Here is a 12,637-nt window from a genome sequence, read left to right on the forward strand (position 1 = left end):
TTCTGATCCGTGTAACATCATAATCACACGTACTTGGACCTTTACTGATGACTGTAACAACTCATCGTCGGTTTCACAGACTATTACGGTGGCTGATACCATAGCGCCTGTTGCGCCTTCGGCTCCTGCTGATATCACTTACGAGTGTATCGCAGATGTGCCTGCTCCGGGTGACCTGACTGCTAACGATAACTGTGCCGGTGATATTACCGTGACTGGTGTGGACAATACCGATAGTTCTGATCCGTGTAACATCATAATCACACGTACTTGGACCTTTACTGATGACTGTAACAACTCATCGTCGGTTTCACAGACTATTACGGTGACTGATACCATAGCGCCTGTTGCGCCTTCGGCTCCTGCTGATATCACTTACGAGTGTATCGCGGACGTGCCTGCTCCGGGTGACCTCACTGCTAACGATAACTGTGCCGGTGATATTACCGTGACTGGTGTGGACAATACCGATAGTTCTGATCCGTGTAACATTATAATCACACGTACTTGGACCTTTACTGATGACTGTAACAACTCATCGTCGGTTTCACAGACTATTACGGTGGCTGATACCATAGCGCCTGTTGCGCCTTCGGCTCCTGCTGATATCACTTACGAGTGTATCGCAGATGTGCCTGCTCCGGGTGACCTGACTGCTAACGATAACTGTGCCGGTGATATTACCGTGACTGGTGTGGACAATACCGATAGTTCTGATCCGTGTAACATTATCATCACACGTACTTGGACCTTTACTGATGACTGTAACAATTCATCTTCGGTTTCACAGACTATTAATGTAATAGATACAATTCCTCCGCAGGCAACAAACGATTTATCTGATCTTTCGGTTGTTTGTAGTGAAATTCCTGAACCGCCAACTTTAGAATTTGATGAATGCTCAGGCGATGTAACTATTGTAGATTTTGTTGTAACTAACACGTCTGATGGTTCTGAAAATGATTATGAAATTATTTGGACTTGGTCTGTAATCGACAATTGTGGTAATAAAGATATGATTGAACAATATGTTTTTGTAACTAATGAAAACTTTGTAACTGAAATTTCGGACAGTAGATGTACAGAAGATGGAATAATTGACTTGTTCGACTATTATAGTGGTACTGATGATTCTGGAACTTGGGTTGTGGAATCTGGAGACACCACATTGGACGGAAGCTATTTTGATCCTCTAGATGTTGAGCTTGGCGATTACATTTTCAGCTATTCGGTTATGGATAACGGTTGTTTAAGCACAACTGAAGTTACGATAACAGTTAATGATGATTGTATTGTATTGCCATGTGGTTTAGAAGATGTTGTAATATCTACTGCAGTAACACCTAACGGTGACCAATATAATGAGTACTTTGAAGTTACTGGTATTGAAGAATGTGGATTTGTAATTGATATTAAAGTATTTAACCGTTGGGGAGCAATGATTTTTGAAACTGACAATTATCAAAATAACTGGAATGGTTCTGCACATAAATCATCATTTGGTGGCGCAGATACCGTACCAACTGGGACATATTACTATATTGTTAATTTAAAAAACAGTGGATTAAAACCAATTACTGGTTACTTCTACGTAGGAACCAAATAAAACTTTAACCTATGAAACTTGTTAAACATTATATAATTGCGTTAGCATTATTAAGTTGTACGGTTGGAATTGCACAGCAATTACCGCAATTCACACAATACATGTATAATACTATCTCTATTAACCCAGCATATGCAGGTAGTAGAGGAACATTGAGTATAGTTGGCCTACATAGAAGTCAATGGGTTGGCTTTGATGGAGGACCAATAACCCAAACCCTTTCTATTAACTCTCCATTGAGAAATGATAAAATAGGTGTCGGTATGTCTTTTATTAATGATAAACTAGGAGATGAACGTTTCACATACTTATATGGTGACTTTTCATATACCATTAAAACAGGTGAAAACACTAAACTAGCATTTGGTATTAAAGCTGGTTTTACAAGTTACACACTTGATAGATATTCTGCAGACTTCAGTGCATCAGATCCAAGTATATATGGAATAGATGATAGATGGAGTCCTAATATTGGTGCTGGTGTGTATTGGCACACTAACAGATGGTATTTAGGGTTGTCAGCTCCAAGAATTCTAACAAATGATTATAATGATGAAGATAATAATGGACAAGAATATGCTGCACTAGAACGCGTTGGTTACTATTTTACAGGTGGTTACGTATTCGATTTGGGTGAAAACACCAAATTAAAACCAGCCTTTTTAATAAAAGCAGTTAATGGTGCTCCACTTTCTTATGATGTAACAGCCAACTTCTTGTTCTACGAAAAGTTTTGGATAGGTGGTGGCTACAGATTAGATCAAAATACATCAGCAATTGCTGGTATTGCAGATTTTCAAGTCTCTAAACAATTACGAATTGGTTATTCGTATGAGTATCCATTATCTGATATTAATGCTTATACTGGAGGAACACATGAAGTGCTTATCATGTTTGAGCTATTTAAAATGAAACGAATTAAATCACCTAGATACTTCTAAAAAATAAAATCGTATGAAAACTAAAGTTATATTCGCAATAATTGCATTAAGTAGTACAATTCTATTTTCGCAAAGCAAAGTAGGAGATAAATTCTTCGAGAATTATGCCTATTTAAAAGCAGCTGATTTATATCAGGAAGCTGTAAAAAAAGGTGATAGCAGCGAGCATGTTTTAACACGTTTGGGAGACTGTTATTACAACAATTCTAATTCAGAACAAGCCGCCATATGGTATGAAAAAGCTTTAAATAAATATTCAGATATCAACCCTGAATATATTTACAAGTATATCCAAACACAACGTAGTTTGGGTAATTATGTAGAAGCTGATAAATGGTTGTCTAAATTTAAAGACATTCAAAGTTCCGATAGTCGTGTAGCCGATTTAAGTGTAGGTAATTTGAGTATTTATGAAGAACTAGAATCTACAACTGGTATATACGTTGAGACAAAAAATTTAGATAGCAATACAAATTATGCCGACTTTGGAGGTTTTATTCATGAAGGTTCGCTTTATTTTTCTTCATCTAGAAATACCGAAAACGAAATCTACAAATGGAATGGAGAACCTTATTTAGATATCTACAAAGGTGATATTTCTATAAACGAAGAAGATGGTACCGCTACTGTTAGCAATGTAACCCTACTGGCTTTTGAAGACAAACAACGTAACGATGTTCACGAGGCTAGTGCATGTCTTACTAACGATGGTAACACCTTGTATTTTACTCGTGATAACGTGAATAGTAGAAACAGACCTGTTTACGATAAAAAAGGAACTTCGCATTTAAAAATTTACAAGGCCACTAAAAATGGTGAAGAATGGGGTAATGTAACAGAATTACCCTTTAATGACAATGTATATTCTACAGGTCATCCAGCCTTAAGTCCAGATAATAAAACACTGTATTTTGTTTCAGATCGTGAAGGTGGTTTTGGACAGACAGATATTTATAAAGTATCCATTGACGGTGATAGCTATGGAACTCCTGAAAATTTAGGAGCAACTGTCAATACTGAAGGGCGTGAAATGTTTCCTTTTGTAGCAAAAGACAGTACCTTGTACTTCTCTTCAGATGGGTTTTTAAACCTTGGTTTATTAGACATTTTTAAATCCGATATACTAAAAAACGGATCTCAAGAAGAACCTGTGAATTTAGGAGCGCCATATAATAGTGGTTACGACGATTTCGCATTCTTTATGGACAGCGATTCCAAAACCGGATACTTCTCCTCTAACCGACCAGAAGGAAAAGGTGGAGACGATGTTTATGGTTTTAAAGAATTGCCATGCAAGCAAATTATAAAAGGTACTGCCAGAGATAGCAAACTATTAACTCCTCTTGCTATGGTAGCGGTTCAGTTAATAGACAAAGAATCTGGTAAAATTGTTTCTGAAGTAACAACAGATGAAAATGGTGAGTACCAATTAGAAGCCGATTGTGATAAGGAATACAAAATTCTAGGCTCTAAACAAGACTACAAAGATGCTTTAGAGGAATTAAAAACCACCACCGAATATGGCAAAGAACATACTGTTGACCTTAATTTAATTCCATTGATTAATGATAACGAAATTGTAATTAATCCTATATTCTTTGACTTTGACAAATGGAACATAAGACCAGACGCTGCTTACGAATTAGAAAACATTGTTTCGGTAATGCGTGCGCATCCAAACATGGTAATTAAAATTGAATCGCATACAGACAGTCGTGGTAGTGACAGATATAACATGAAGTTATCAGACCGTCGTGCCAAATCTACCCAAGAGTATTTATATTCTAGAGGTATTGCTACAGAGCGTATAGAAAGCGCTATTGGCTATGGTGAAACACAATTGGTTAACGAATGTTCAAATGGTGTAAAATGTTCTAAAGAAAAGCATCAAGAAAACAGACGTTCTAAATTTATAATATTAAGTGATAATAATTAAGAAGGCTTAAGTCTTAACATACAATACATAGTTATTAAGATTTAAGAAAATTGATTTAATAAGCTTACATTTATTAAAACCTTCCTAACAATAATCTTATTAACTAAAAAGCCACTCCTTGCGAGTGGCTTTTAAATTTTATAAATAAAAAATACTAGATTTGTAAGTATATATATAATATAAAATACATCACTAGTGGTGTTATTTTAATGTTGTAATGCATTAAACAAAACTAATTGGGAAAGAAAAAAAAGCCAAAATACTCTTTAAAACAGATAATAATTTATTTCGTTGTTTTCGTTGGAATTATAATTGGCGGAATTTTTATTGACAAGAAAAAAGCTGATAACAAATCGGACGAAATTAAAAACGGAAACTTCAAGGTATATGGAATAGTGGAAAAGCTAAAACCGCATTCCCTAAAAGGTAAAGGTCTTGTAAGCCGAAAAGATGTTATCTATCTGTATTATAAAAAAAACGATACTATTTTTCATTTAATTGAGGATTTACCAGACGGACAAATAGAAAAAATTGGAATTAAAATTAATGACTGTTTCGAAATCAAAGTTGCTGAATCTGACAACGATGTTTTTGAAATAGATTTTAGCAAAAAACTGGACACTTTAATTGATACAAATGATTTTAAACACCAGATTTATCAAACGGACATTCATAAAAACATAATAGAATAAAAAACGCATTACAAAAAAGTGTAAAAATAATTGCTTGGTTCTAGCCTACTCGGAAAATCCTGAGGATTTTCCTCTGGTTCATTCCATTTTTGGTAAGTTAGTTGCTTAATCACGCAACTATCCTTACACCAACCGTTGGCAACAAGCTGAAAAATGAGATTTACAATAACAATTTTAGTTCTGATTTTATGCTTTTCGTCTTGTAAAGAAAAGACGGAAAGAAAAACTGAACCTAAAAAAGAAAAAACTGAATTAAAAGTCGAATCGAATAAACCGAAAGTTGAACCGATTGAAAAAGTTGACTTATCAAAAGTCCCTGATTCTTTAGAATTAGTTACTGACAAAAATCTAAAAGGAGACTTTAACGGAGATAACAAAACTGACTTCGCCTCTATCGTAAAAAATAAAATCAATCAAAAAATTGGAGTTCTAATACTTCACAATTCTGTAAATTACGAAAGTTACATTTTCGGGGCAGGAAAAGAAGTGTTTGAAATGACAGACTTGGATTGGATTGAAGTTTTTGAAATGTTACCAAAAGGAGAAATTGTCTCACCGACTTTAGTTGACGAAGAAACGGGAGATATAATCGGACAAGACGAAAGCAAGAATTTCAAACTTATTGGAAACGGAATTTATATAAGCGTTGAAGAATCTCACGGTGGCGGAATTATATTTTGGAACGGAAAAGAATATCAATGGTATCATATAGAATAAAAAGCCAGTTGCCAACAAAGAACTGAGTTAAACATTTAATAAACTTGTAACCAAAGCCCAATATGCTTTAAACAAAAAAGCGACTATAAAGTCGCTTTTTAAATGTAAAGTAATCGTGAATTGCTATTAATCAATATTCTAATTATTTCTTTACAAATATGTTTGTATAATACCAGTTACCATCGTTATCCTGCTCTGCCGAAATATCAAAATTGGTAAAGTTACCTTCAATATTGGCGCGGTGCCCATCACTATTCAACCAGGCATTCACTACAGATTGCGCACTTGTATAACCATAGGCCACATTTTCTGAAACCTTATTTGCTCCAGCATTACTTTGCAAATACGACTTGCGCAAGAAAAAATTATCATGCGAAATAGCATTTTGTGCCAACATATATGTAGTATGATTATAAGCTTGTGATTTAATTATACCCATGTCAGACAATGGGTTTAAACCTAAATTAAGTCTATGATCGTTTATAAGCTCTAGAATTTCAACTTCAATACTCTTCGCTTCAGGAATAACTAGATTGGCGTTATAAGCTTCGGCTTTTTCATCCAGGTTATCTGATGAACATGAAAACATGAACATAGCAAATAAAACCACAACTGGTAGTAACGTAGGTCTTTTCATTGTTAGGTTATTTAGATTTGGGATAGTAAAATTAACTTCCTAACCTAAAAAGACTGTTAATGAAATGTTAAAATCGATAAAATACATGCATTTTATCGATTTTTAATGTTTTTAATCGATATTTAGTGTTTTTTACCGCCTTAAAACCACACTTTACCGATGTTTTTATGGCGATAATCGTGTTTTTACCCAATTGTATTCATTATCAAGCTTGTAGCGAATTCTATCATGCAGTCTATTGGCGCGTCCTTGCCAAAATTCAAACTCAATAGGCTTTACCATAAAACCTCCCCAAAAATCTGGTCTTGGTATATCTTTATTCACAAATTGCTCTTCCAATCGTTTTAATTTATTTTCAAGCACTGCCCTACTTTCAACAACTTCACTTTGTTTAGAAACTAAAGCGCCTAGCTGACTTCCCCTTGGTCGAGATTCGAAATAACCATCACTTAAGTTTTCAGCAATTTTTTCGGCTTTACCCTTTATTATAATTTGCCGTTCGGCACCATGCCAAAAAAAGGACAAGCATACATTAGGATTCGCTTGAATGGCTCTGCCTTTTTCACTATTATAATTGGTATAAAATATAAAACCTTCATAAGTATAGCGCTTTAACAGAACAACCCTGTTTTTTGGAAAGCCATCTAAACCCAGTGTAGATATAGTCATGGCATTATTTTCGTCTTCCGGAAAATGCTCATCTACTTCTAAAAACCAATCCCTAAACAATTCAAAGGGGTTTTCTGGGCTTTTAGAAAGCGACAATTCATTCTTTTCATACGACCTTCTATAATTACTTAAATCTGCATCCATAAATTACTATTCGCTCTTGTCTTGTTTAATTTTTTATATAAATTTAAGGATTAATTACAAAAATGAAATTTGAAAATAGTATTTATTTTAACCGGTTAAAACACAGAAAACTAGTATTCCCCTTCGGTGAATTTTATTTATTTGAAAACTTTATTATTTCAGAATTACATGAAGGCATTCACTTTGACTGGGAAAAAATACAAGAAGTTTCATATGAATTAATAGCACATTATGGAAATAAAATAAAGATTGGATATATCTCCAACAGAATAAACTCCTACTCTATTGATCCTCATTTATGGTCTGCTTTTAACAAAGAGTTTGGCTTTATAGTAGCTAGTGCTGTTGTTATTCATGATGATTTTGGTTATATGAATGCAACTCTTGAAAAACAATTCACTAAAAACAGTTTAAAACGCTGTTCTAGTTTAGAAGAAGCCATTCACTGGATACAAAATCTTGACGAGTTTAAAACGTAAACACTTTTCCCGCCTCTGCCAATTCTACATTTTCGAAAACAGTTTGTGCTTCCTCTTTAAAACCCGAAATGTCATCATAACGTGTAGAATAATGTCCAAGTACCAACTGACCAACTTCTGCCTTTTGCGCAATAGTAGCTGCATCAATAGCGCTACTGTGTTTTGTAGGATTTGATAGATGGGCATGCTTTTCTAAAAATGTGGATTCGTGATACAATACATCTGAATTTTTAATAATAGGAATAATCGTTTCCGTGTATGCGGTATCGCTACAATAGGCATAACTTTTTGGTTTTGCCGGATCTTTAGTTACATCTGCATTTAGAATAAGTTTACCATCTTCATTCACCACATCAAAACCTTGTTTTAATTTTCGGTAGTAAGATTTATCAATATTAGCGTTTAAAGTAGCGTTTAAGTCTAATTTACGCTCACCCAATTTCTCCCGAAACAAAAAACCATTGGTATAAATACGATGCTTTAAGGGAATGGTATGCACGGTCACTTTATCATCTTCGTAAATTAATTCTGATTCCTTAGAAGTGAGTTCATGAAAAATTAGCTTATAATCCGTCCAGGAATTACCCAGTTTTAATTGGAGTGTTATAACATCTTTTATACCCTTGGGACCGTAAACATGTAAATCGGTTTCTCTGGTTAATAACCTAAATGTTGAAATAAGCCCTACTAAGCCAAAAAAATGATCACCATGAAGATGGGAAATAAAAATATGCTTGATTCTGGAAAACTTAACCCTGTTTTTCCGCAATTGTACTTGGGTACCCTCACCACAATCAATTAAAAAAATGTTGTTTTTTATTTCTAATACTTGGGAGGTTGGATGGGTGTCTACACGTGGCGTAGCACTATGACAACCTAATATGGTTAATTTCATCTATTAATATGCATTGTTTTTTAGAGGCTAGGTGGAATGCACAATAATCATTTCACACTAAAACCCTAAATCGCGTTCCATTTCTTCCATTTCAATAATATCATAAGCTTCCTGCATTGTAGGAACAACAACCAGCTCATCTGGCATCTCATCAAAATTCACTTTGTCGGTAACAATTACAAAGGAATTTTTAGCTTGCCTGTGCGTGTTTGATAAATTTAAAAACTCCACCATATCACTAAGCGGAATTTGCCGCAAACTGGTTAAGCTAATTATGATATTATCGTTTTTAAAACGATCGAATAAAACGTCTAATTTCTTGACTAGCTCTATAACTGATGCCTTTTCCTGGGTTATAACAGTTATGTTATCTTGTTTATCAAATATCATAGTGTTACTGTTTTATTTTTGAAGCTAATAAATAAATAACAGCCATCCTAATGGCTACACCATTTTGTACTTGGTCCAATATAATGGCTTGATCTGAATCTGCTACATCACTGGTAATTTCAACTCCTCTATTTATTGGACCAGGATGCATAATGGTAATGTCTTTATCCAATGAATTTAGCAATTCCATATTGACACCATATTGCTGCGTGTACTCTCTTGTGGAAGGAAAATAGCTAACCGCCATGCGTTCATTCTGCACACGAAGCATATTGGCCACATCACACCAATTTAAGGCTTTTCTCAAGTTGGTTTCAACTTTAACTCCCAACTTATCAATATACTTCGGAATTAAGGTCTTTGGCCCACAAACCATAACTTGAGCACCTTGCGTTTTTAAAGCAAATATATTTGACAAAGCCACGCGACTATGCAATATATCACCAACTATTACAACCTTCTTTCCTTTTACATCACCTAACCGCTCACGAATGGAATACGAATCCAACAAGGCTTGGGTTGGGTGCTCGTGTGCGCCATCACCAGCGTTAATAATACTCGCATTAACATGATTGGATAAAAACACACTAGCTCCTGGATTTGGATGGCGCATGACCACCATATCCACTTTCATAGAAAGAATATTATTGACAGTATCTATTAAAGTTTCCCCTTTTTTAACAGATGATTGTGATGCCGAAAAGTTTATAACATCTGCTGAAAGGCGTTTTTCAGCCAACTCGAAAGACAGTTTTGTTCGAGTGGAGTTTTCAAAAAATAAGTTAGCAATAGTAATATCACGAAGCGATGGCACTTTTTTGATCGGTCTGTTAATCACTTCCTTAAAGTGGTCAGCTGTTTCAAAAATAAGCTTAATATCTTCCTTGTTAAGATATTTGATTCCCAATAAGTGATTGACACTTAACTCGCTCATACTTTTATTTGTTTATTAAGTAAACCGCATCTTCACCTTGCTCCTCCTGCCAATGTACGATTACTTTTTCTTCGTTAATAGCATCTACTTGCCGTCCTTTATAATTGGGTTGTATGGGTAAATGTCTACTAAAACGCCTGTCTATTAAAGTTAACAATTCAATTTCGTTTGGTCGACCAAAAGACTGAATAGCGGTTAATGCCGCCCGAATACTTCTACCTGTATACAGCACATCGTCTATGAAAACAATTTTTTTGTTCTCAACAAGAAAATTAATTTCTGTGGTATTGGCTTCCAAAGGCTTATCGCTTCTTCTAAAATCGTCTCTAAAAAATGTGATATCTAAATGCCCGAGTTGCAAATTCTTTATTTTATACTCCTCTTTTAGCATTTGGGCCAACCGGTTAGCCATATATCTACCTCTTGGCTGCAAGCCTATTAAAACTGTATTGGTAAAGTCGTTGTGGTTTTCAATAAGTTGACAAGCCAATCGATGAAGAATGATGTTTACCTCTTTAGCGTTAAGTAAAACTTTTTGACTCATAAACTATCCAAACGTGTTTGGAGAACAAAGATAATGCAAAAAAATAAAAAAGCCTTCCAAAAATTGGAAGGCTTTTACGCTTAATAATGGAGAGCTTATTATTTCCCTTCCATTTTATCTTTAAGAGCTTGCAATGTGTCATTGGCATCACCTAAAGTTGGCTTAACCTCTGCAGCAGCATTTTTAGCAGCAGCTTTTACATTAGCAGCTTCTTCTTCTCTAAAGATAGCTGTATGCGAAGCAACTACACGCTTAAACTCTTTATTAAATTCAATAATCTTGAATTCTGCCTCTTCACCTTTCTTAAGTTTCTTACCGTCTTCTTTTTCCATGTGACGAGAAGGAACGAAAGCTACAATATCCTCATTAAAATCGATAGTTGCACCTTTGTCAACTATTTCAGTCAATTCAGCTTTGTGTACGGTTCCAACAGCAAATTCTTCTTCGTACTTATCCCAAGGGTTTTCAGTTGTTTGTTTGTGACCTAAACTTAATTTACGCCCTTCAACATCCAACTCAAGAACCACAACGTCTAATTTATCGCCAACGTTACAGAACTCACTTGGGTGTTTGATTTTCTTGGTCCAAGATAAATCTGAAATATAGATTAATCCATCAATACCTTCTTCCAATTCAACAAATACACCAAAGTTTGTAAAGTTACGAACGGTACCAGTGTGTTTAGAACCTACTGGGTATTTAGATGTAATATCTGTCCATGGATCTGGTGTTAATTGCTTAATACCTAAAGACATTTTACGATCTTCTCTATCTAATGTTAAGATTTGAGCCTCAACTTCATCTCCAACAGAAACGAAATCTTGAGCAGAACGTAAATGTGTAGACCATGACATTTCAGAAACGTGGATAAGACCTTCAACACCATCAGCAACTTCAATAAAGGCACCGTAATCTGCAATAACAACTACTTTACCTTTTACTTTATCACCAACTTTAACGTCTTCACCCAAAGCATCCCATGGGTGCTTAGATAATTGCTTAAGACCTAATTGGATTCTTGATTTGTTTTCATCAAAATCAAGGATAACAACGTTTAATTTTTGGTCTAACTCAACAATCTCATTTGGATGGTTGATACGAGACCAAGAAAGATCTGTAATGTGGATTAAACCATCTACACCACCAAGGTCAATAAACACACCATAAGAAGTAATGTTTTTTACAACACCTTCTAATACTTGTCCTTTTTCTAACTGACCAATAATTTCTTTCTTTTGTTCCTCTATATCAGCCTCAATAAGTGCTTTATGAGAAACCACAACGTTTTTGAATTCGTGATTGATTTTAACCACTTTGAATTCCATTGTTTTATTTACGTATTGATCGTAATCGCGAATTGGTTTCACGTCAATTTGAGAACCTGGCAAGAATGCTTCAATTCCAAAAACATCTACAATCATACCACCTTTAGTTCTACACTTAACGAAACCATTAACGATTTCACCACTTTCGTGAGCAGCATTCACACGATCCCATGCCTTGATAACACGTGCTTTTCTGTGTGATAATACTAACTGACCAGTAGCGTCTTCACGAACATCAATTAATACTTCTACTTTGTCTCCTACTTTTAAGTTTGGATTGTAACGGAATTCGTTTAATGAAATAACACCTTCAGATTTAGCGTTGATGTCAATAATGGCATCACGATCTGTAATGTGGATAACTTCACCTTCAACAACTTCATCATCTAAAGTGTCAACGAAATTTTCTGCTACTAATTTTTCAAATTCTTTTAATTGAGAATCTTCAACCTCATCAATACCTTCTTGGTAATTGTGCCAGTTAAAATCTTTTAAGAATTTTTCAGGATTTTTTTGAGCTTCAGATACTACTGGAGCTTCAACTGTTTGAGTTTCAGTTTCAGTTGCTTCAACTGCTTGTGCTTCAGTTGCTTCAACTTCCGCTTGTTTTGCTTTTTCAGCCATATGCTGATAATAATTTGTATTCTGTTATGTTCTGGAAATTTTAAGCAATTAACACACAGAAGTGTTATATTATATTTCGTTTTCCCTTCTTAATTTCCAATGCA

The 12,637-nt window shown here is 34.8% G+C and carries 13 protein-coding genes; 6 read left to right on the forward strand and 7 right to left on the reverse strand.

Annotated elements, in window-relative coordinates:
• The 5 genes from MTX13_RS00005 to MTX13_RS00025 form a co-directional block, all read left to right on the forward strand.
• Window positions 1-1,606 (forward strand): gliding motility-associated C-terminal domain-containing protein (locus MTX13_RS00005; protein WP_250432323.1); only part of this gene is annotated, 1,606 nt, incomplete at its 5' end.
• Window positions 1,607-1,617: 11 nt separating this feature from the next.
• Window positions 1,618-2,547: a PorP/SprF family type IX secretion system membrane protein gene (locus MTX13_RS00010; protein WP_250432324.1), complete on the forward strand. Its 930-nt coding sequence runs from the start codon at window positions 1,618-1,620 to the stop codon at window positions 2,545-2,547.
• A 13-nt stretch (window positions 2,548-2,560) separates the two neighbouring features.
• Window positions 2,561-4,483 carry an OmpA family protein gene (locus tag MTX13_RS00015; protein ID WP_250432325.1) on the forward strand — a complete coding sequence of 641 codons (1,923 nt, stop codon included), beginning with the start codon at window positions 2,561-2,563 and terminating at the stop codon, window positions 4,481-4,483.
• 236 nt (window positions 4,484-4,719) lie between these two features.
• Window positions 4,720-5,175, forward strand: coding sequence for a hypothetical protein (locus MTX13_RS00020; protein ID WP_250432326.1), 456 nt, complete (start codon window positions 4,720-4,722; stop codon window positions 5,173-5,175).
• A gap of 153 nt (window positions 5,176-5,328) precedes the next feature.
• Window positions 5,329-5,892, forward strand: a complete 564-nt coding sequence (locus MTX13_RS00025) for a hypothetical protein (RefSeq protein WP_250432327.1) — start codon at window positions 5,329-5,331, stop codon at window positions 5,890-5,892.
• 142 nt (window positions 5,893-6,034) lie between these two features.
• Here the strand turns inward: MTX13_RS00025 and MTX13_RS00030 are convergent, their stop codons facing one another.
• Window positions 6,035-6,529, reverse strand: a complete 495-nt coding sequence (locus MTX13_RS00030; RefSeq protein WP_250432328.1) for a CAP domain-containing protein — start codon at window positions 6,527-6,529, stop codon at window positions 6,035-6,037.
• Between the two features lie 165 nt (window positions 6,530-6,694).
• Window positions 6,695-7,342: a pyridoxamine 5'-phosphate oxidase gene (pdxH, locus tag MTX13_RS00035; RefSeq protein WP_250432329.1), complete on the reverse strand. Its 648-nt coding sequence runs from the start codon at window positions 7,340-7,342 to the stop codon at window positions 6,695-6,697.
• 62 nt (window positions 7,343-7,404) lie between these two features.
• Here pdxH and MTX13_RS00040 point away from each other — a divergent pair, with 62 nt between their 5' ends.
• The gene (locus MTX13_RS00040) at window positions 7,405-7,821 is read left to right on the forward strand and encodes a hypothetical protein (protein ID WP_250432330.1); all 417 of its coding nucleotides are present in this window, start codon (window positions 7,405-7,407) and stop codon (window positions 7,819-7,821) included.
• Here MTX13_RS00040 and MTX13_RS00045 read toward each other — a convergent pair.
• The 5 genes from MTX13_RS00045 to rpsA form a co-directional block, all read right to left on the reverse strand.
• Window positions 7,811-8,716: a ribonuclease Z gene (locus MTX13_RS00045; protein WP_250432331.1), complete on the reverse strand. Its 906-nt coding sequence runs from the start codon at window positions 8,714-8,716 to the stop codon at window positions 7,811-7,813. The two genes, MTX13_RS00040 and MTX13_RS00045, sit on opposite strands and share 11 nt — an antisense overlap.
• 57 nt (window positions 8,717-8,773) lie before the next feature.
• Complete coding sequence (locus tag MTX13_RS00050; RefSeq protein WP_250432332.1) at window positions 8,774-9,106, reverse strand: ribonuclease Z; 333 nt, start codon at window positions 9,104-9,106, stop codon at window positions 8,774-8,776.
• Between the two features lie 4 nt (window positions 9,107-9,110).
• A complete protein-coding gene (locus MTX13_RS00055) occupies window positions 9,111-10,040 on the reverse strand; it encodes an aspartate carbamoyltransferase catalytic subunit (protein WP_250432333.1) in 930 nt (309 codons plus the stop codon).
• Between the two features lie 4 nt (window positions 10,041-10,044).
• Window positions 10,045-10,584 (reverse strand): bifunctional pyr operon transcriptional regulator/uracil phosphoribosyltransferase PyrR, encoded by a 540-nt coding sequence (gene pyrR / locus MTX13_RS00060; protein WP_250432334.1) that lies wholly within the window; start codon window positions 10,582-10,584, stop codon window positions 10,045-10,047.
• Between the two features lie 98 nt (window positions 10,585-10,682).
• Window positions 10,683-12,533 carry a 30S ribosomal protein S1 gene (rpsA, locus tag MTX13_RS00065; protein ID WP_250432335.1) on the reverse strand — a complete coding sequence of 617 codons (1,851 nt, stop codon included), beginning with the start codon at window positions 12,531-12,533 and terminating at the stop codon, window positions 10,683-10,685.
• Window positions 12,534-12,637 lie beyond the last annotated feature (104 nt).

The sequence above is a fragment of the Hanstruepera flava genome (assembly GCF_023634025.1).
Taxonomy (GTDB): domain Bacteria; phylum Bacteroidota; class Bacteroidia; order Flavobacteriales; family Flavobacteriaceae; genus Hanstruepera; species Hanstruepera flava.

What these genes read in the sequence shown, in the direction of transcription:
- MTX13_RS00010 (WP_250432324.1), top strand. Translation starts at nt 1,618, where the DNA reads ATGAAACTTGTTAAACATTATATAATTGCGTTAGCATTATTAAGTTGT.
- MTX13_RS00015 (WP_250432325.1), top strand. Translation starts at nt 2,561, where the DNA reads ATGAAAACTAAAGTTATATTCGCAATAATTGCATTAAGTAGTACAATT.
- MTX13_RS00025 (WP_250432327.1), top strand. Translation starts at nt 5,329, where the DNA reads ATGAGATTTACAATAACAATTTTAGTTCTGATTTTATGCTTTTCGTCT.
- MTX13_RS00030 (WP_250432328.1), bottom strand. Translation starts at nt 6,529, where the DNA reads ATGAAAAGACCTACGTTACTACCAGTTGTGGTTTTATTTGCTATGTTC.
- pdxH (WP_250432329.1), bottom strand. Translation starts at nt 7,342, where the DNA reads ATGGATGCAGATTTAAGTAATTATAGAAGGTCGTATGAAAAGAATGAA.
- MTX13_RS00040 (WP_250432330.1), top strand. Translation starts at nt 7,405, where the DNA reads ATGAAATTTGAAAATAGTATTTATTTTAACCGGTTAAAACACAGAAAA.
- MTX13_RS00045 (WP_250432331.1), bottom strand. Translation starts at nt 8,716, where the DNA reads ATGAAATTAACCATATTAGGTTGTCATAGTGCTACGCCACGTGTAGAC.
- MTX13_RS00050 (WP_250432332.1), bottom strand. Translation starts at nt 9,106, where the DNA reads ATGATATTTGATAAACAAGATAACATAACTGTTATAACCCAGGAAAAG.
- MTX13_RS00055 (WP_250432333.1), bottom strand. Translation starts at nt 10,040, where the DNA reads ATGAGCGAGTTAAGTGTCAATCACTTATTGGGAATCAAATATCTTAAC.
- pyrR (WP_250432334.1), bottom strand. Translation starts at nt 10,584, where the DNA reads ATGAGTCAAAAAGTTTTACTTAACGCTAAAGAGGTAAACATCATTCTT.
- rpsA (WP_250432335.1), bottom strand. Translation starts at nt 12,533, where the DNA reads ATGGCTGAAAAAGCAAAACAAGCGGAAGTTGAAGCAACTGAAGCACAA.